The following is a 17,922-nucleotide window of genomic DNA, read 5'->3' as shown; positions in this document are numbered from 1 at the left end:
ATCCAAAGCCTGTCTTTTAACTCAATCGATCTCTTTTTGCCATGCCGCGAAGAGGCCGCCGACGAGCGCGACGCCCGCGAGGAAATAGAAACCGTCGAGCGACGCGAGGAACGACGCCTGTTGCGCGACCATCCGCGCGATCGACGCGATCGCGAGGGCGTGCGCGTCGTTCAGTGCATGGCCGGCTGCCACATAGCTGCGCGTGAGGGCGTCGACGGTCTGCTGGAACAGCGGATCGAACACGTTCGCGCGCTCGACGAGCCGCGTCTGATGCACGGCCAGCCGGTGCTGCTCGACGATGATCACCGACGACGTCGCGAACGAGATCGTCAGTTGCCGCACGATGTTCTTCAGCCGGTAGCCGTGCGTGTATTCGTCGATCGCGAAGATGCGGAACGTCAGGTTCGCGACCGGCAGCACGATGAACAGCAGCAGGAGCCCGCGCAGCAGCAGCGGGCCGATCAGTGCGGCCTCGCCGACTTGCGGCGTCATCCGCGTCATCCACAGCGCGGCGGCGATCGCGATCGCGAAACCCGGCACCACGAACCATTTCTTGTGCGTGACGTGCTTCGCATAGCGCAGGTAGGCGAACAGCGCGGTCGCCGAGATCAGCGACATCGTGCCGACCAGGCGCCCGGCGTTCTCGACCGGATAGCCGAGCCCGCTTTCGAGCAGGCGGGAAGTCAGGTAGCTGAAGCCGGTCGACTCGTAGTAATAGAACATGTACAGCAGCAATCCGACCTGGAACGTGCGCTCGCGAAACGCATGCAGCCGCACGAGGGGCGTCGGATGGTTCCACTGGTGATAGGCGAACCACGCGAGCGCGCCCACGCCGACGAGCGTCAGCATGATCAGCGTCGGCGAGCCGCTGTAGAGCTGGTAGTGCACCTGCTGCAGCACGATCTGCAGCGCGCCTTGCGCGAGCGCGAACACGATGTACGGCCAGAAATGTCCGGAGCCGCGCCCGTCGTCGGGCGTCCTGCCCGAATCGGGCAGCGTGAGGAAGGCGAGGATCGCGAACGCGATACCTGCGGGCGCCGTGCACGCGAACAGCGCGCGCCACGTCGAATGCGCGACGAGCAGCCCGCCGACGATCGGCGCGAGCGCGCTGCCGAGCAGGATCATGATCAGGAACGCGCGCGTGGCGGGCGGCCGCTCCTGCGGCTTGAAGCTGATCTGGATCAGGATCCGGCACGCACCCATCATCGGGCCGATGAAGTAGCCCTGGAAGCCGCGCGCGAACGCAAGCTCGAGCGACGTGTCGGCGAATGCCGCCGCGATCGCGCCGCACGAGAACATCAGCATGCAGCCGGCGACATAGCGGCGATGTCCGAGCCGGTCGACCCACCATTGCTGTTGCAGGATGCCGAGCACGGCCGTGACCGCATAGGCGCTGGATGACCACACGAGTTCATCGGGCGACGCGTTGATGCCGCCTGCGATGTAGCTCGCGAAGAACGAGAAGACTGCGTTGTCGAAGTAGTCGATGCCGGTGACGAGTGCGAGCGCCCACGGGAAGAGGTCCGCGCGCAGGTTCGCGCGGCTCCACAGCGGCGAGCGACCGGGCGCGACGTTCATTCTCGGTCCTTGCGCGTGCGGCGCGTGCCGGCTTGGGCCTGCCGCTGCGCGATCAGCGCGTCGGGATTTTCGCCCGCGAGCCGCCGCTCGATGTAATCGATGTCGTGCTGCAGTTCCTTGCGCAGCGCGACGGCTTCCTTCAGTTCGCGCTGGACGGCCGCGATCCGCTGGTCGAGCGTGTCGATCTGCTCGGCAAGGCCCGTGCGGATGTCGCGCAGCGACGCGTCCGAATAGCGGCGCCGGCCGTCGCCCGTTTCTTCCAGCGGGCGCTTGAGCATCTCGGTGATGCCGTGCAGCGAAAAGCCGAGTGCGCGCAGCCGCAGGATGCGGGCGAAGCGTTCGAGATCGGCTGCATCGTAAAGGCGATAGCGGCCGCCGCTGCGCGACGGCGTGACGAGTCCGCGTTCCTCGTAATATTTCAGCGTGCGCGGCGTGACGCCGAGCCGCGCCGCGGCGTCGCTCACGGTCAGCAGCGAGGGAGAGGCGTCGTTCGGCATAGGGGCGGCGGGCTTCGGTCGGGGCGATGGCGCGATTATAGATCAACCTGTACGTTCACGTACAGGTTGGGGCGAAAAAACGGCCGCCGGGCGAAACGCGCGGGCGGCCATTCGTTGCGGGGCGAGGGGAATCAGCCGCCGCGGCGCATCAGGTCGAAGAACTCGGAGTTGCTCTTCGTCTGACGGATCTTGTCGAGCAGGAATTCCATGGCCTCGACTTCGTCCATGTCGTGGATGAACTTGCGCAGCACCCAGATCTTTTGAAGGATCTCGGGCTTGATCAGCATTTCTTCGCGACGCGTGCCCGACTTGTTCAGGTTGATCGACGGATAAACGCGCTTTTCCGCGAGGCGGCGCTCGAGGTGCACTTCCATGTTGCCGGTGCCCTTGAACTCTTCGTAGATCACGTCGTCCATGCGGCTGCCGGTTTCAATCAGCGCGGTGCCGATGATCGTCAGCGAGCCGCCTTCCTCGATGTTGCGCGCCGCGCCGAAGAAGCGCTTCGGGCGCTGCAGTGCGTTCGCGTCGACACCGCCCGTCAGCACCTTGCCCGATGCCGGGATCACGGTGTTGTAAGCGCGTGCGAGACGCGTGATCGAGTCGAGCAGAATCACGACGTCGTGCTTCATTTCGACGAGGCGCTTGGCCTTCTCGATGACCATTTCGGCGACCTGCACGTGACGCGTGGCCGGTTCGTCGAACGTCGACGCGATCACTTCGCCGGCGACCGAGCGCTGCATTTCGGTCACTTCTTCAGGGCGCTCGTCGATCAGCAGCACGAACAGGACGACGTCCGGGTGGTTCTGCTTGATCGCGTGTGCGATGTGCTGGAGCATCACGGTCTTGCCCGACTTCGGCGACGCGACCAGCAGGCCGCGCTGGCCCTTGCCGATCGGCGCGATCATGTCGATGATGCGGCCCGTGACGTTCTCTTCGCCGCGCATCTCGCGTTCGAGCGCCAGCGGCTTGTTCGGGTGCAGCGGCGTGAGGTTCTCGAACATGATCTTGTGTTTCGAGGCCTCGGGCGGCTGCCCGTTGACTTTGTCGACCTTCACCAGCGCGAAGTAGCGCTCGCCGTCCTTCGGCGTGCGGACTTCACCTTCGATCGTGTCGCCGGTGTGCAGGTTGAAGCGGCGAATCTGCGACGGGCTGATATAGATGTCGTCGGTACTCGCGAGGTACGACATTTCCGGCGAGCGCAGGAAGCCGAAGCCGTCCGGGAGTACTTCGAGCGTGCCGTCGCCGAAGATCGTCTCTCCCGTCTTGGCGCGCTTTTTGAGAATGGCGAACATCAGCTCCTGCTTGCGCAGGCGGTTCGCGTTTTCGATCTCCAGGCCATTGGCCATTTCGATCAGTTCGGACACGTGCAGAGACTTGAGCTCGGATAAATGCATACGGAGAACCCGCCAGGGAGGAGAAGCGACGAAAAGAAATAAGGGAGGAGGGCGAGCGGAGGCGCTCTGAGACTTAATGCGTCTTGTAGACGTTTTTTGATTCTAGCATACGCTGATTCGTGCCTGAGCGGCCGATCGGCGGCTTGGCGGCGGACGTGTTGTCGGTTGACAACACGTCCGAGGAACGGCCCGTATTACAGGTGGCTGTCCAGGAATGCGGTGAGCTGCGACTTCGACAGCGCGCCGACCTTCTGCGCGGCGGCCGCGCCGTTCTTGAACAGGATCAGCGTCGGGATGCCGCGTACGCCGAACTTCGCAGGCGTCGCCTGGTTGTCGTCGACGTTGATCTTCGCGATCTGCAGCTTGTCGCCGTAGTCCTTCGCGACTTCGTCGAGGATCGGGGCGATCATCTTGCACGGGCCGCACCATTCGGCCCAGAAGTCGACGAGCACGGGCTTGTCGGATTTGACGACGTCCTGTTCGAACGATGCGTCGCTGATGTGTTTGATCTGTTCGCTCATTGGGTCAATACCTCTTACGGTTCGGGGACTGCCTGCTTGGCGCGTTGCGGCGCTCCGGCGGCCTGACGGCTGCCGGCCGCTGCGGCAGGTCACTCCGCTCTCCGGAAGGAAGGGCGTAGGCGCTGCATGGCGCGGCTCGCGGGTCGTTCGGGCGTCATATTAGCCTAAATTGCTATCTGCTGCGGGCGGCGATAGTAGCCGCTACGCGAGTAGGGGTACGACGCGCCGTTCGACCGTTGTGTTCCGAAGGTGGAGGCCCGCATGCAAAATACAAGAGCCGCGGTAATTCACCGTCTGCTTGCTCCGGCTGCATGCGCCCATGCGCGCGCCGGTTTGCTCGATCGCTCGCATTGTTGCGAACAAACGGTCGCATTCGACCGGAAGCGGTGATAGAATATGCCGTGACGGGCCTCCTCGCATGGTGGGGCGGTGAACCTGGTCAGGTCGGGAACGAAGCAGCCACAATCGTTTTCTGCCAGTGCCGAGGGTTGGGCTCGTCACCTTTCCTCTCGCCCCGTTCGTTGGGCGTTTTTTATTTCTGCGTCATTCTCCGTTTTTCCTGCGCTTTGCCCGTTTTCCGCACCGTTTCGCGTGTCGGCGCGACGCAGCGTTACTGATACAATTTCCCGATGACCTATCAAGTTCTCGCACGCAAGTGGCGTCCGAAGGATTTCGCTTCGCTCGTCGGCCAGGAGCACGTCGTCAGGGCGCTCACGCACGCGCTCGACGGCGGGCGTCTCCATCACGCCTATCTGTTTACCGGAACCCGCGGCGTCGGCAAGACGACGCTGTCGCGGATCTTCGCGAAGGCGCTCAACTGTGAAACCGGCGTCACGTCGCAGCCGTGCGGCGTGTGCCGCGCGTGCCGCGAGATCGACGAAGGCCGCTTCGTCGACTACGTCGAGATGGATGCGGCAAGCAACCGCGGCGTCGACGAGATGGCCGCGCTGCTCGAGCGCGCGGTGTACGCGCCCGTCGATGCGCGCTTCAAGGTCTACATGATCGACGAAGTGCACATGCTGACGAACCACGCGTTCAACGCGATGCTGAAGACGCTCGAGGAGCCGCCGTCGCACGTCAAGTTCATCCTCGCGACGACCGATCCGCAGAAGATTCCCGTCACCGTGCTGTCGCGCTGCCTGCAGTTCAACCTGAAGCAGATGCCGGCCGGGCACATCGTGTCGCATCTCGAGCGGATCCTCGGCGAAGAGCAGATCTCGTTCGAGCAGCAGGCGCTGCGCCTGCTCGCTCGCGCCGCCCAGGGCAGCATGCGCGATGCGCTTTCGCTGACCGACCAGGCGATCGCCTATTCGGCGAACGAAGTGACCGAATCGGCGGTGTCGGGCATGCTCGGCGCGCTCGACCAGACCTACATGGTGCGCTTGCTCGATGCGCTCGCGGCCGGCAACGGCCCGGAGATCCTCACGATCGCCGACGAGATGTCGCTGCGCAGCCTGTCGTTTTCCACCGCGCTGCAGGATCTCGCGAGCCTGCTGCACCGGATCGCATGGGCGCAGTTCGCGCCTGGCTCGGTGCTCGAGGAATGGCCGGAAGCGGCCGACCTGCGCCGCTTCGCGGAGGCACTGAGCCCCGAGCAGGTTCAGCTGTTCTATCAGATCGCGACGGTCGGACGCGCGGAGCTTGGCCTCGCGCCGGACGAATACGCCGGCTTCACGATGACGCTGCTGCGGATGCTCGCGTTCGAGCCGGCCGTCGGCGCCGGCAGTGCGCCGGGTGGCCAGCCGGCCGTGCCGCGTGCCGTACCCGCGCCCGCGCCGCGTGCGGCCGCTGCCGCTGCCGCTGCGTCGGCTGCGGCGCCCAAGTCGCCATCGGTACCCGTACCGGCACCGACACCGGCAGCCGCGGAGGCAGTACGTCCTCAGGCCGCCGCTCCGGTCGTGTCCGCCGCGCGTCCGTCGCCGGTCCAGTCCGGCGATGCGGTGACATCGTCCGCGGTGAAGCCTGTTGCGACGACGCCGGCAGCGGCTGCGACCGAAGCGCCGGCCGCACCGCAGCCGCAAGCGAAGCCGGCACCTCAGGCGGCACCGGTGAGCGATGCGCCGCCGGCCGTGCGCAACGAACCTGAACCGCCTGCTGCCGCCAAGGGCAGCGATGAACCTGCAGCGCCTGCCGAACCGGCGCCGCGTGCCGCGCCTGCCGCGCGCCCGTCGGCCCGCGGTGGCGCAGCTGCCGCACTCGACGTGCTGCGCAATGCCGGCATGCGCGTGTCGTCCGACCGCTCGCGGGCGGACGCCGCGCCGAAGCCGGCCGCGGCCCAGCCGGCCGTCGACAAACCGGCGCCATCGCGTCCCGCCGTGCAGGTGCCGACGCCGCGTGCGGCGGCTCGCGCGCCGCAGGCTGCCGACACGCGCCAGGCGCCGCCGCCGTGGGAAGACATTCCGCCGGACGAATACGTGCCGCTCAGCGCCGACGAGATGTTCGGTGGCGGGGCCGACGACGGCTTCGTCCCGGTATTCGACAGCGGCCCCGACGACGTGCGCATTGCGCCGAAGCCGGCGGAGGCCCGTCCGTCTGCACCGGTCGACACGCGCCCGCTGCCGCCCGCGATCGCGCTCGATCCGATCGGCTTCGACGGCGAATGGCCGGCGCTGGCCGCACGGTTGCCGCTGAAGGGCGTCGCGTATCAGCTTGCGTTCAACAGCGAGTTGACGGCCGTCGACGCGACGACGTTGAAGCTGTCCGTGCCGGTGCCGCAGTATGCGGACGCCGCCCAGGTCGCGAAGCTGAAAGCCGCGCTGGCCGACGCACTCGGCAAGCCTGTCGAGGTCGCGGTCGAGGTCGGGCCCGCGCGGCGCACCGCGGCGGCGCTCGATGCGGCCGCACGCGCGGTCCGCCAGCGCGAGGCCGAGCAGGAGATCCACGGCGATCCGTTCGTCCAGCAGCTCGTGCGTGATTTCGGCGCGCGTATCGTCGAAGGCTCGGTGCGGCCGCTCGCCGATTCGGCGCCGGACGGCCCGCCGCCGACGCTGCATTGAACGAATCGCACCGCGACAGGCACAATCACGCCCGCACACATTGACCGGCATGCGCCGCATGCCGGTTTTCACATGATCAAGAAGGAGTATTCCCATGTTGAAAGGCAACCTCGCCGGACTGATGAAGCAAGCGCAGCAAATGCAGGAAAACATGAAGAAGATGCAGGAGCAGCTTGCGCAGATCGAAGTCGAAGGGCAGTCGGGTGCCGGCCTCGTCAAGGTGACGATGACGTGCCGCAACGAAGTGCGTCGCGTGGCGATCGACCCGAGCCTGCTCGCGGACGACAAGGACATGCTCGAGGATCTGGTCGTGGCCGCGTTCAACGATGCCGTACGCAAGGCCGAAGCGACGTCGCAGGAGAAGATGAGCGGCATGACCTCGGGCCTGCCGCTGCCCCCGGGTTTCAAGCTGCCGTTCTGAGCGCAGCGTCCGTTCAGCCCGTCCAGTCTCCAGCCACCGTATGAAACAGCCGTCCGCCCTGTCCGCGCTCGTCGAGGCGCTGCGTGTATTGCCCGGTGTCGGGCCGAAATCCGCGCAGCGCATGGCGTACCACCTGATGCAGCACGATCGGGAGGGCGCGGAGCGGCTCGGCCGGTCGCTGCTGTTCGCGACCGAGCACCTGCAGCACTGCGAGAAGTGCAACACGTTCACGGAAGCGCAGATCTGCGAGGTGTGCAGCGACGACGAGCGTGATCCGACGCTGCTGTGCGTCGTCGAGACGCCGGCCGACCAGATCATGCTCGAGCAGACGATGACGTACCGCGGGCTGTATTTCGTGCTGATGGGGCGGCTGAGCCCGCTCGACGGGATCGGCCCGAAGGAAATCCATTTCGACCGCCTCGTGCGGCGCGCGTCCGACGGGATTGTCAAGGAGGTCGTGCTCGCGACCAACTTCACGAACGAGGGCGAAGCCACCGCGCACTACCTCGGCCAGACGCTGAAGGCGCGCGGGCTCGCGGTCACGCGCCTCGCGCGCGGCGTGCCGGTCGGCGGCGAGCTCGAATACGTCGACGCGGGCACCATCGCCCGCGCGATGCTCGACCGCCGCACGATGTAAGCCGGGCGCCGCCGGCGAGCGGCGCCGTTCCTCATGCCAGGGAGACACATGAGCACCAGCCAGGGCCCGCTCGCGGGCGTCAAAGTGCTCGAATTCGGGACGCTGATCGCGGGGCCGTTCGCGTCGCGCCTCTGTGCCGAATTCGGCGCGGAAGTGATCAAGATCGAGGATCCGAACGGCGGCGACCCGCTGCGCAAGTGGCGCAAGCTGCATCCGGAGCAGGGCGGCACGTCGCTGTGGTGGTCGGTCCAGGCGCGCAACAAGAAATCGGTCACCCTCAACCTGAAATCCGATGCCGGCAAGGCGATCGCGCGGCAGCTCGCGCGCGAGGCCGACATCGTGATCGAAAACTTCCGCCCGGGCCTGCTCGAGAAGCTCGGCCTCGGCTACGACGTGCTGTCGGCCGACAACCCCGGTCTCGTGATGGTGCGCCTGTCCGGCTACGGGCAGACGGGCCCGTATCGCGACCGGCCCGGCTTCGGCGCGATCGCCGAATCGATGGGCGGATTGCGTCACATCACCGGCTATCCGGATCTGCCGCCGCCGCGCATCGGCATCTCGATCGGCGATTCGATCGCCGCGCTGCACGGCGTGATCGGCGCGCTGATGGCGCTCCACCACCGCAACGTGAATGGCGGCGCGGGGCAGGTGGTCGACGTTGCGCTGTATGAAGCGGTATTCAACATGATGGAAAGCGTGGTGCCCGAATACGGCGTATACGGGATGGTGCGCGAGCGCACCGGCGCGTCGCTGCCGGGCATCGTGCCGTCGAACACCTACGCGTGTCGCGACGGCAGCATCGTGATCGGCGGCAACAGCGACCCGATCTTCAAGCGGCTGATGAAGGCGATCGAGCGCGACGACCTCGCCGACGATCCCGCACTCGCACGGAACGACGGACGCGTGCCGCGCACGCAGGAAATCGACGACGCGATCGCCGCGTGGCTCGCGCCGCGCACGATCGACGACGCGCTGGCCGTGCTCAACGCGGCCGACGTGCCGGCCGGGCGCATCTACAGCGCCGCCGACATGTTCACCGATCCGCAGTTCGTCGCGCGGCAGATGATCCAGCGTTTCAAACTGGCCGACGGCACCGACATTCCGCTGCCGAACATCACGCCGAAGCTGTCCGGCACGCCGGGCGAAACGCGCTGGCTCGGGCCCGAACTCGGCGAGCACACCGACGAGGTGCTGCGCGGCCTCGGCTACGACGCGCAGGCGATCACCGCGCTGCGCGAGGCCGGCGCGATCTGAAGCGTCTCGAGCCGCGGCGATGCGCGCCGGGCTTCCCCGACGGGACTTTCTTCCGGGCGGTCGGGCGTTTTCCCGGGTATGCGGAACGCCGCCGCGCAATGCGGCGGCGCACCGCATACGCGTGCTGCGTGCGGGCCCCTCAGCCGCCGCCGGACTGTCGCTCTCGCGCCATCTTTCCTCGGTTACAATCGCCGGATGCGAATCCTACTCAGCAACGACGACGGCTATCTCGCCCCCGGTCTCGGCGCGCTCAGCGACGCGCTGCAGCCGTTGGCCGACCTCACCGTGATCGCACCCGAGCAGAACTGCAGCGGCGCGTCGAATTCCCTCACGCTGTCGCGGCCGCTGTCGGTGCAGCGCGCGACGAATACGGGTTTCTTCTACGTGAACGGCACGCCGACCGATTCGGTGCACGTCGCGTTGACGGGGATGGCCGACGAGCGTCCGGACCTCGTCGTGTCGGGGATCAACAACGGCCAGAACATGGGCGAAGACACCCTCTATTCAGGGACAGTTGCGGCCGCCACCGAAGGCATCATGTTCGGCGTGCCGGCCATCGCGTTCTCGCTGGCCGACAAGGGCTGGGCGCATCTGGCCGACGCGGCGCGCGTCGCCGCGGAAATCGTCGAGCATTACCTCGCGCATCCGCTACCCGGTCAGCCGCTGCTGAACGTCAATATTCCGAATCTGCCGTACGACGAGCTGAAAGGCTGGAAGGTCACGCGCCTCGGCAAGCGTCACCCGTCGCAGCCGGTGATTCGCCAGACCGACCCGCGCGGCGAGCCGGTTTACTGGATCGGGGCCGCGGGTGCGGCGCTGGACGCGAGCGAAGGTACTGATTTCCACGCCGTCGCCAACGGTTTCGTGTCGATCACGCCGCTGCAGCTCGATCTCACGCATACGCAAATGCTGCCTGCAACGCGCGAATGGGCGCGCGCAGGCGGGCGGGCTTCATGAGCGGCGAGCGCGCGAAGCGGTTCCCGCTCGCGCTCGAAGATCTCAAGCGAGCGCCACGCAAATCGGAAGTCCGGTCCGGTGAACGCCATGCGGCGATCGCGGTGCCGAAGGCCGCCGACAAGCCCGCTGCCGTGCTCAAGCCGGTGGCGAAGACGGGCGCTGCCCGCGCGCTGCCCGGCACGACCGCCGCGAAGCCTGCGACCGCACCGAAGCCGACCGTGCTGAAGCCCGCGATGCCGAAGCCGGCCGCGCCGAGCATCGCGCCGGCCGGCGCGTTCGCGCTGACCTCGGAACGTGTGCGCGAGCGCATGGTCGAACGCCTGCGCGCGAACGGCGTGACCGACGCGCGCGTGCTGGATGCGATGGCCGCGGTACCGCGCCACATGTTCGTGGATCCGGGGCTCGCGACGCAGGCCTATGAGGATTCCGCGTTGCCGATCGGCCACCAGCAAACGATTTCAAAGCCGTCGGTCGTCGCGCGCATGATCGAGCTCGCGATGGCCGGCCGCACGCTCGAGCGCGTCCTCGAGATCGGCACCGGTTGCGGCTACCAGGCCGCGGTGCTGAGTCACGTGGCACGCGACGTGTATTCGATTGAACGCATCAAGCCGCTCTACGAGCGCGCGAAGCTGAACCTGCGGCCGCTGCGCGTGCCGAACATCCGTTTGCATTATGGCGACGGGCGTGTCGGCCTGCCGTCCGCGGCCCCGTTCGACGCGATCGTGATCGCGGCGGCGGGGCTCGACGTGCCGCAGGCGCTGCTCGAGCAGCTCGCGATCGGCGGGCGGCTCGTCGCGCCGGTCGGCGCGCAGAGCGGGCAGCACCAGGTGCTCACGCTTGTCGAGCGCGTCGCGCCCGCGCAATGGCGAGAGTCCCGGCTTGATCGCGTTTTCTTTGTCCCTTTAAAATCCGGAGTGATTTGAAACCGATGAGTATGTTGCGCGCGATGCAAAACAACCGAACCAGGGAACCGCTCACGTTCGCCCAGCGCGCGATCTGTGTGGCTGCGTTCTCCACGCTACTGGCCGCCTGTGCGACGCGGCTCGACAACGCGCCCGTCGTCGACCGCTCCGGAACGCTCGGCACGACCGCTGCCGCGCAGCCGGCGGTGCCGCTCGGCCCGCCGCCGCCCGGCTTCTACCGGGTGAAACCGGGTGACACGCTGTACCGGATCGCACTCGAGAACGGGCAGAACTATCGCGACATCGCCGCGTGGAACAACCTGACGAACCCGAACCAGATCGAAGTCGACCAACTGCTGCGCGTGGCGCCGCCGGGCGGCGCCGCGGTTGCCGGCTCGCCGGCTGCCGCGCCGATCGCCGGCGCCGCCGTCGCGACCGCGCCGCTCAGCAGCGGTCCCGCGATGCCGGCCGCAGGCTCGTCGTCCGCGATCACGCCGCCGGCTGCCGCCGCCGCATCGAGCGACACGGCAGCAGCGCCGAGCGGCCCCGTGACGTTCGCATGGCCCGTGCGCGGGCCGCTGCTGAACGGTTTCGACGACGCGAAGAACAAGGGTGTCAATATCGGCGGCACGTCCGGTGAACCCGTGAAGGCGGCGGCCGATGGCCGCGTCGTCTACTCGGGCAATGGCCTGCGTGGCTACGGCAACCTCATTATCATCAAACACGATGCAACTTACCTCACGGCGTATGCACATAATCGCGCTTTGATGGTAAAAGAGGGGGACGCGGTGACGAAGGGGCAGAAGATCGCCGAGATGGGTAACAGCGATGCTGACCGCGTGATGCTGCATTTCGAGGTTCGCCGGCAGGGTAAACCTGTCGATCCGCTGAAGTATTTGCCGCCTCAATAACCGAGACGACCATGCCGAAATCGAAGCGCCACGAGCCGCAAGCCGAGTCTGAGAAGATCAGTCGTGCCACGCAAGCATCGGTGGGGCGAGCTGGCGCTTCGAAGGACGACGAAGACGACGTCGCGGAAAACGAACGTGATATCGAGGCAAGCGACGCCGAAGCGGACGGCGACGGCGAGCGCGAAGGCCGTACGGAAGCGGCTCCCGACGTCGACGATTTCCGCGCATTGCTGCAGGCCGAGCTCACGGCCGACACGATCCAGCATTACCTGAACCGCATCAGCGTGAAGCCGCTCCTGACCGTCGAGGAGGAGCAGCGCTATTCGCGTCTCGCGAAGGCCGGCGAATTCGAGGCGCGGCAGGTGATGATCGAGCGCAACCTGCGTCTTGTCGTCAGTATCGCGAAGGGTTACCTGAACCGCGGCGTGCCGCTGCTCGACCTGATCGAGGAAGGCAACCTCGGCCTGATGCACGCGATCGAGAAATTCGACCCGACGCGCGGCTTTCGCTTCTCGACCTATGCGACGTGGTGGATCCGCCAGAGCATCGAGCGGGCGATCATGAACCAGGCCCGCACCGTGCGCCTGCCCGTGCACGTGATCCGCGAGCTGAACCAGGTGCTGCGCGCGAAGCGCCACCTCGAAAAGAATTCGATGTCGACGGGCGAGGCGGCCGAACGCCGCGAAGCCAGCATCGACGACATCGCCTATCTCACCGGCAAGACCGCCGAGGAAGTCACCGACATCCTCGCGCTCAACGAGCACACCGCATCGCTCGACGCACCGCTCGACCTCGATCCCGCGAGCAGCCTGCTCGACCTGCTGCCCGACGACCAGAGCCAGTCGCCCGACGCCGAGGTGCAGCACCGCGAACTCGAGACGCTCACGCGCGCGTGGCTGTCACGGCTGTCCGACAAGCACCGCCACGTGATCGAGCGCCGCTTCGGCCTGAACCACATCGAACCGGCCACGCTCGAGGAGCTGGCCGACGAGATGGGGCTCACGCGCGAGCGCGTGCGGCAGATCCAGCAGGAAGCGCTGGTGCGCCTCAAGCGGTTCTTTGCCTCCAATGGCGTGCGCAAGGACGCCGTTCTGTAACTGATGACTCCGATTCTCGTTTTTGACATCGAGACCATTCCCGATGTCGACGGCATTCGCCGTCTGGAAGATCTGCCCGCGACGCTCGACGACGCCGCGGTGGCCGAACATGCGTTCGCCGCGCGCCGGGAGAAGACCGGCGGCGATTTCCTGCCGCATCACCTGCAGCGCATCGCGGCGATTTCCTGCGTGTTCCGCGACAACAACGGTTTCCGTGTGCGCTCGCTGGGCACGCCCCAGGACAACGAGGCGACGCTGATCCAGTCGTTCTACCGCGTGATCGAGAAATACACGCCGCAGCTCGTGTCGTGGAACGGCGGCGGCTTCGATCTGCCGGTGCTCCATTACCGTGCGCTCGTGCACGGGATTCCCGCGACGCGCTACTGGGACCTGGGCGAGGACGACCGCGAGTTCAAGTGGAACAACTACATCGCGCGCTATCACTCGCGGCATACCGATCTGATGGACGTACTCGCGATGTATCAGGCGCGTGCGAACGCGCCGCTCGACGCGCTCGCGAAGCTGTGCGGCTTTCCGGGCAAGCTGGGGATGGACGGCAGCCAGGTGTGGCCGGCGTTCCAGGACGGACGGATCGAGGAAATCCGCAACTACTGCGAAACCGACGTCGTCAACACCTACCTGCTGTATTGCCGGTTCCAGCTGATGCGCGGCGGCCTGACGCCGAGCGAATATGCGGACGAGATCCTGCTCGTGAAGAACTCGCTTGCGCAGGAGCCCGCGTCGCATTGGGCCGAATACCTGGCCGGCTTCGACGCGTGACGCGGGCGGCCCGCGTCGCGGCCGCGATCAATTGACCTCGAGTTCGAGCACGACCGGCTGGTGATCCGACTCGCGCAGGTCGCCGTCGATCTCGCAGCGCGTGACGCGCGGCAGCAGCGTATCGGTCACGAACACGAAATCGCACGCGAGCGGCCCCTCCGACCATTGCACCGTGTCGTAGACGCCGGCGGTCGGCGGCGGCGTGTGGCCCGGGTGTCGGGCGATCCAGGCATCGACGAACGACGGCGCGTCCGCGATCGGCTCCAGCAGGCGTCGGTATGCATCGCTGTCGAACGCGCTGTTGAAATCGCCGCAGATGATCGCGTCGCGCGGCTGGCCGGTCGCGCTGAACGGTCCCGCGGCATTCTCCGCCGGGGCGGGCTGGTCGGCGTGGGCGCAGGCTTCGCGGTGCCGGGCGCGCAACGCATCGACCTGTGCGAGTCGCTGGCGCGCGGAATAGTATTCAAGGTGCGTCGTGACGATCCGCAGCGCGCCGGACGGCGTCGTCAGCTCGACTTCCAGCGCGACGCGCGGCATCGACGGCGCGCCGGCGTCGGCCGGCCACGGCAGCAACTGGCGCAGCACGCGTCCGACCGGCAGCCGTGTCGCGATCGCATTGCCGAACTGCCGGCGCGGCGCGCCGGGTTCGAGCGGCGGCAAGTCGGCGCCGATCGCATCGACGATCGTATAGCCGGGCAGCAACGCCGCCAATTCGGCGAACTGGTTGGGGCCCGGCTGGCCGGGCAGCGCGCCGAAGCCGCTCGTGACTTCCTGCAGGCATAGCACGTCGAAGTCGCCGATCCGGCGGGCGGCGGCGATGGTGCGCGCGAGGTCGACGACGCCATCCGCGTCCCGACCCCATTGAATGTTCCAGTCGATCAGTCGCATGGTCGAGTCTCCTGCGAGCAGAGAGTGTCCTCCGAGCAGAACGTGTGCCGCCGGTTGGCTGGCAAGACGCCGCGCCTGCGGGCCGGCTGCGGCCCATTTGTGCATGATGCGGCGCGGTGGATGCATCCGTATCGACGCTTGCGCCATGAAAGCGGGCGATGCGGGCTGTCGTCGTCTACAATCTCGCCTTCTTCAACGTTTGTCAGGAAAAGCTGGTGTCCGAAGCCGTCCCCACTTCTGCGCGCAAATCGAAAAATGCGCCCGTCGCGCCCGGGCCTGCCCCGGTTCTCGAGATCGAATCGCTCGACATGGAAGCGCGCGGTGTCGGCCGCACGGTCACCGAGGACGGCACGCCAGGCAAGGTCATCTTCGTCGAGGGCGCGCTGCCCGGCGAGCGCGTGACCTATTCGAGCTACCGTCGCAAGCCGAGCTACGAGCAGGCGACCGTTGTCGACATTCTGCGCCCGAGCGTGCTGCGCACGGAGCCGAAATGCGCGTTCTTCGGCACCTGCGGCGGCTGCTCGATGCAGCACCTCGACATGCGCGCGCAAGTGGCGATCAAGCAGCGCGTGCTCGAGGACAACCTGTGGCACCTGTCGAAGCTGCGCGCGGAGACGATGTTCGCGCCGATCCATGGCCCGTCGTGGGGCTACCGCTACCGTGCGCGCCTGACCGTGCGCAACGTCGCGAAGAAGGGCGGCGTGCTGGTCGGGTTCCACGAAAAGAAGAGCAGCTATGTCGCCGACATGACGAGCTGCGAAGTGCTGCCGCCGCACGTGTCCGCAATGCTCGTGCCGCTGCGCCGGCTGGTCGAGGGGCTGTCGATCCGCGACCGGATGCCGCAGATCGAACTCGCGGTCGGTTCGCAAGTCACGGCGCTGGTGCTGCGCGTGCTGGAGCCGATCAATGCGGACGACGAAGCGCTGCTGCGCGCGTTCGCGGACGAGCACAAGGTGCAGTTCTGGCTGCAGCCGAAGGGCCCGGACACGGTGACGCCGTTCTATCCGCTCGACGTCCCGCTCGACTACACGCTGCCGGAGTTCGGCATCCGCATGCCGTTCAAGCCGACCGACTTCACGCAGGTCAACCATCAGATCAACCGTGTGCTGGTGGGCCGCGCGCTGCGCCTGCTCGCGCCGTCGCGCGACGATCGCGTGCTCGACCTGTTCTGCGGGATCGGTAACTTCACGCTGCCGCTCGCGCGACTGTCGCGCGAGGTGATGGGCATCGAAGGCAGCGAAACGCTGACGACGCGCGCGCTGGCGAATGCGCGCGAAAACGGCGTCGATGGCCACACGACGTTCGCGTGCCGGAACCTGTTCGAAGTGACGGGCGACGACCTCCGTGCGCTCGGCGCATTCGACAAGTTCCTGATCGACCCGCCGCGCGAAGGCGCGCTCGCGGTGTCGAAGGCGCTGGCCGAAATCGCGCAGAGCGGCGAAGGCCCGCTGCCGAAGCGTATCGTCTACGTGTCGTGCAACCCGTCGACGCTCGCGCGCGACGCTGGCCTGCTCGTGCACGAGGCGGGTTACCGCCTGAAGGGCGCCGGGGTCGTGAACATGTTCCCGAATACGTCGCACGTCGAATCGATCGCGCTGTTCGAGCGCGACTGAGCGGGCGGACGCCAGACGTAAAAAAACCGGCCCGCGGGCCGGTTTTTCATGGGGTGCGGCGAACGTCAGTTGCGGTTGCCGCCGAAGATGCCAAGCAGCGCGAGCAGGTTCGTGAACACGTTGTACAGGTCGAGGTAGATCGCGAGCGTGGCCGAGATGTAGTTCGTCTCGCCGCCGTTCACGACGCGCTGGACGTCGAACAGCATGTAGGCCGAGAAGATCGCGATCGCGAGCACCGATACGGTGAGCATCAGCGCCGGCAGATGCAGGAAGATATTCGCGACCGAGGCCAGCAGGATCACGATCACGCCCATGAACAGCCACTTGCCGAGCCCCGAGAAGTCGCGCTTGCTGACGGTTGCGATCGTCGCCATCGCGGCGAAGATGATGCCGGTGCCGCCGAACGCGAGCATGATCAGCGACGGGCCGTTCGAGAAGCCGAGGATGAAGCTCAGCAGCCGCGACAGCATCAGGCCCATGAAGAACGTGAAGCCGAGCAGCACGAACACGCCGGCCGCGCTGTTTTTCGTCCGCTCGATCGCGAACATGAAGCCGAACGCGATCGCGAAGAACGCGAGCAGGCTCATCATCGGGCTCGTGGCCGCGAACAGCGAGAAGCCCGTCGCGACGCCGACCCAGGCGCCCAGCACGGTCGGCACCATCGACAGCGCGAGCAGCCAGTACGTGTTCCGCAGCACGCGGTTGCGAACTTCGGCGGTGCTGACGGAACCGCCGCGGCCGAAATTGTACGGATAGTCGTTCATGGTTTCTCCTAACATTGAACGCGTGGGCGTCCGGGGCCGGTTCGGCGCGCGCGGTGTGCGGCGCAGCAAACCGGGGCAGCTATGGCTAAGATACGTTCCGCGCCGCGAGGTTTCAATGGCGGGCGGCGCAAAAACATATGGATTCGAAACCTTTCATTCGTGTAAGGGTTCAATCGCAATGATACACGGGATCGTGCTACAATAGCGGATTCATTTGAACCTGTAACTTCTTAATTTTTTGGAGTTTTTATGGCAATCGAGCGCACCCTGTCGATCATCAAGCCGGATGCGGTGGCAAAGAACGTGATCGGTCAGATCTACAGCCGTTTCGAAGGCGCCGGCCTGAAGATCGTCGCATCGCGCATGGCTCACCTGTCGCGTGGCGACGCAGAGAAGTTCTATGCGGTTCACGCAGCACGTCCGTTCTTCAAGGACCTCGTCGATTTCATGATCTCGGGCCCGGTGATGATCCAGGTTCTGGAAGGTGAAGGCGCGATCCTGAAGAACCGCGACCTGATGGGCGCGACGGATCCGAAGAAGGCGGAAAAGGGCACGATCCGCGCCGACTTCGCCGACAGCATCGACGCGAACGCCGTGCACGGCTCGGACGCTGCCGAAACGGCCGCGGTCGAAATCGCGTTCTTCTTCCCGGAAATGAACGTCTACTCGCGCTAAGCTCTGGCTGGCAACAAGTAGGCAGGATTCAGCGCAA

Annotated in this window: 17 protein-coding genes and 1 other RNA gene; 12 read left to right on the top strand and 6 right to left on the bottom strand. The window is 66.4% G+C overall.

Annotated elements, in window-relative coordinates:
- Positions 1-21: 21 nt before the first annotated feature.
- From ACVK00_RS21415 to trxA, 4 genes are all read right to left on the bottom strand, one after another.
- Positions 22-1,578, bottom strand: coding sequence for an MFS transporter (locus ACVK00_RS21415; RefSeq protein ID WP_284890755.1), 1,557 nt, complete (start codon positions 1,576-1,578; stop codon positions 22-24).
- Entirely contained in the window at positions 1,575-2,075 is a 501-nt protein-coding gene (locus ACVK00_RS21410; RefSeq protein WP_354122982.1) for a MerR family transcriptional regulator, read from the bottom strand. The genes ACVK00_RS21415 and ACVK00_RS21410 overlap by 4 nt, the downstream gene beginning before the upstream one ends.
- A gap of 131 nt (positions 2,076-2,206) precedes the next feature.
- The gene (rho, locus tag ACVK00_RS21405; RefSeq protein ID WP_006753675.1) at positions 2,207-3,469 is read right to left on the bottom strand and encodes a transcription termination factor Rho; all 1,263 of its coding nucleotides are present in this window, start codon (positions 3,467-3,469) and stop codon (positions 2,207-2,209) included.
- Between the two features lie 194 nt (positions 3,470-3,663).
- The gene (gene trxA / locus ACVK00_RS21400; RefSeq protein ID WP_006402348.1) at positions 3,664-3,990 is read right to left on the bottom strand and encodes a thioredoxin TrxA; all 327 of its coding nucleotides are present in this window, start codon (positions 3,988-3,990) and stop codon (positions 3,664-3,666) included.
- A gap of 403 nt (positions 3,991-4,393) precedes the next feature.
- On the opposite strand from trxA, the gene ffs reads away from it, so the two are divergent.
- The 10 genes from ffs (at position 4,394) to ACVK00_RS21350 (ending at position 13,945) form a co-directional block, all read left to right on the top strand.
- Positions 4,394-4,492, top strand: an RNA gene (gene ffs, locus ACVK00_RS21395) — signal recognition particle sRNA small type.
- A 127-nt stretch (positions 4,493-4,619) separates the two neighbouring features.
- On the top strand, positions 4,620-6,986 hold the full coding sequence (locus ACVK00_RS21390; RefSeq protein ID WP_284890826.1) for a DNA polymerase III subunit gamma/tau: 2,367 nt from the start codon (positions 4,620-4,622) through the stop codon (positions 6,984-6,986).
- 94 nt (positions 6,987-7,080) lie between these two features.
- Complete coding sequence (locus tag ACVK00_RS21385) at positions 7,081-7,407, top strand: YbaB/EbfC family nucleoid-associated protein (protein WP_284890827.1); 327 nt, start codon at positions 7,081-7,083, stop codon at positions 7,405-7,407.
- 40 nt (positions 7,408-7,447) lie between these two features.
- Positions 7,448-8,044 (top strand): recombination mediator RecR, encoded by a 597-nt coding sequence (gene recR / locus ACVK00_RS21380; RefSeq protein WP_151068233.1) that lies wholly within the window; start codon positions 7,448-7,450, stop codon positions 8,042-8,044.
- Positions 8,045-8,092: 48 nt separating this feature from the next.
- Positions 8,093-9,298, top strand: coding sequence for a CaiB/BaiF CoA transferase family protein (locus tag ACVK00_RS21375; RefSeq protein WP_228904454.1), 1,206 nt, complete (start codon positions 8,093-8,095; stop codon positions 9,296-9,298).
- 195 nt (positions 9,299-9,493) lie between these two features.
- Positions 9,494-10,255 carry a 5'/3'-nucleotidase SurE gene (surE, locus tag ACVK00_RS21370; RefSeq protein WP_284890828.1) on the top strand — a complete coding sequence of 254 codons (762 nt, stop codon included), beginning with the start codon at positions 9,494-9,496 and terminating at the stop codon, positions 10,253-10,255.
- Complete coding sequence (locus tag ACVK00_RS21365) at positions 10,252-11,178, top strand: protein-L-isoaspartate(D-aspartate) O-methyltransferase (RefSeq protein WP_228904451.1); 927 nt, start codon at positions 10,252-10,254, stop codon at positions 11,176-11,178. The genes surE and ACVK00_RS21365 overlap by 4 nt, the downstream gene beginning before the upstream one ends.
- A 5-nt stretch (positions 11,179-11,183) precedes the next feature.
- On the top strand, positions 11,184-12,068 hold the full coding sequence (locus ACVK00_RS21360; protein ID WP_284890829.1) for a peptidoglycan DD-metalloendopeptidase family protein: 885 nt from the start codon (positions 11,184-11,186) through the stop codon (positions 12,066-12,068).
- Between the two features lie 11 nt (positions 12,069-12,079).
- A complete protein-coding gene (gene rpoS, locus ACVK00_RS21355; RefSeq protein WP_166725480.1) occupies positions 12,080-13,165 on the top strand; it encodes an RNA polymerase sigma factor RpoS in 1,086 nt (361 codons plus the stop codon).
- Positions 13,166-13,168: 3 nt separating this feature from the next.
- Positions 13,169-13,945, top strand: coding sequence for a 3'-5' exonuclease (locus ACVK00_RS21350; protein WP_006755578.1), 777 nt, complete (start codon positions 13,169-13,171; stop codon positions 13,943-13,945).
- A gap of 27 nt (positions 13,946-13,972) precedes the next feature.
- On the opposite strand, the gene ACVK00_RS21345 is transcribed toward ACVK00_RS21350, so the two are convergent.
- On the bottom strand, positions 13,973-14,833 hold the full coding sequence (locus tag ACVK00_RS21345) for an endonuclease/exonuclease/phosphatase family protein (protein WP_228904447.1): 861 nt from the start codon (positions 14,831-14,833) through the stop codon (positions 13,973-13,975).
- A 158-nt stretch (positions 14,834-14,991) separates the two neighbouring features.
- On the opposite strand from ACVK00_RS21345, the gene rlmD reads away from it, so the two are divergent.
- The gene (rlmD, locus tag ACVK00_RS21340; RefSeq protein WP_324251164.1) at positions 14,992-16,446 is read left to right on the top strand and encodes a 23S rRNA (uracil(1939)-C(5))-methyltransferase RlmD; all 1,455 of its coding nucleotides are present in this window, start codon (positions 14,992-14,994) and stop codon (positions 16,444-16,446) included.
- Between the two features lie 65 nt (positions 16,447-16,511).
- Here rlmD and ACVK00_RS21335 read toward each other — a convergent pair whose 3' ends face one another.
- Positions 16,512-17,210, bottom strand: a complete 699-nt coding sequence (locus ACVK00_RS21335) for a Bax inhibitor-1/YccA family protein (protein ID WP_228904443.1) — start codon at positions 17,208-17,210, stop codon at positions 16,512-16,514.
- A gap of 249 nt (positions 17,211-17,459) precedes the next feature.
- Here ACVK00_RS21335 and ndk point away from each other — a divergent pair, with 249 nt between their 5' ends.
- Complete coding sequence (ndk, locus tag ACVK00_RS21330) at positions 17,460-17,885, top strand: nucleoside-diphosphate kinase (RefSeq protein ID WP_006755775.1); 426 nt, start codon at positions 17,460-17,462, stop codon at positions 17,883-17,885.
- Positions 17,886-17,922 lie beyond the last annotated feature (37 nt).

This window comes from Burkholderia sp. PvR073 (assembly GCF_054055695.1).
This window is presented reverse-complemented; position numbering and strand designations above follow the sequence as displayed.

Excerpts from the sequence above, each read along its gene's own strand:
- ACVK00_RS21335 (WP_228904443.1), bottom strand. The coding sequence starts at position 17,210 with ATGAACGACTATCCGTACAATTTCGGCCGCGGCGGTTCCGTCAGCACC.
- ACVK00_RS21415 (WP_284890755.1), bottom strand. The coding sequence starts at position 1,578 with ATGAACGTCGCGCCCGGTCGCTCGCCGCTGTGGAGCCGCGCGAACCTG.
- ACVK00_RS21375 (WP_228904454.1), top strand. The coding sequence starts at position 8,093 with ATGAGCACCAGCCAGGGCCCGCTCGCGGGCGTCAAAGTGCTCGAATTC.
- ndk (WP_006755775.1), top strand. The coding sequence starts at position 17,460 with ATGGCAATCGAGCGCACCCTGTCGATCATCAAGCCGGATGCGGTGGCA.
- rlmD (WP_324251164.1), top strand. The coding sequence starts at position 14,992 with ATGCGGGCTGTCGTCGTCTACAATCTCGCCTTCTTCAACGTTTGTCAG.
- rho (WP_006753675.1), bottom strand. The coding sequence starts at position 3,469 with ATGCATTTATCCGAGCTCAAGTCTCTGCACGTGTCCGAACTGATCGAA.
- ACVK00_RS21390 (WP_284890826.1), top strand. The coding sequence starts at position 4,620 with ATGACCTATCAAGTTCTCGCACGCAAGTGGCGTCCGAAGGATTTCGCT.
- trxA (WP_006402348.1), bottom strand. The coding sequence starts at position 3,990 with ATGAGCGAACAGATCAAACACATCAGCGACGCATCGTTCGAACAGGAC.
- surE (WP_284890828.1), top strand. The coding sequence starts at position 9,494 with ATGCGAATCCTACTCAGCAACGACGACGGCTATCTCGCCCCCGGTCTC.
- ACVK00_RS21365 (WP_228904451.1), top strand. The coding sequence starts at position 10,252 with ATGAGCGGCGAGCGCGCGAAGCGGTTCCCGCTCGCGCTCGAAGATCTC.
- recR (WP_151068233.1), top strand. The coding sequence starts at position 7,448 with ATGAAACAGCCGTCCGCCCTGTCCGCGCTCGTCGAGGCGCTGCGTGTA.
- ACVK00_RS21385 (WP_284890827.1), top strand. The coding sequence starts at position 7,081 with ATGTTGAAAGGCAACCTCGCCGGACTGATGAAGCAAGCGCAGCAAATG.
- ACVK00_RS21360 (WP_284890829.1), top strand. The coding sequence starts at position 11,184 with ATGAGTATGTTGCGCGCGATGCAAAACAACCGAACCAGGGAACCGCTC.
- ACVK00_RS21350 (WP_006755578.1), top strand. The coding sequence starts at position 13,169 with ATGACTCCGATTCTCGTTTTTGACATCGAGACCATTCCCGATGTCGAC.
- ACVK00_RS21410 (WP_354122982.1), bottom strand. The coding sequence starts at position 2,075 with ATGCCGAACGACGCCTCTCCCTCGCTGCTGACCGTGAGCGACGCCGCG.
- rpoS (WP_166725480.1), top strand. The coding sequence starts at position 12,080 with ATGCCGAAATCGAAGCGCCACGAGCCGCAAGCCGAGTCTGAGAAGATC.
- ACVK00_RS21345 (WP_228904447.1), bottom strand. The coding sequence starts at position 14,833 with ATGCGACTGATCGACTGGAACATTCAATGGGGTCGGGACGCGGATGGC.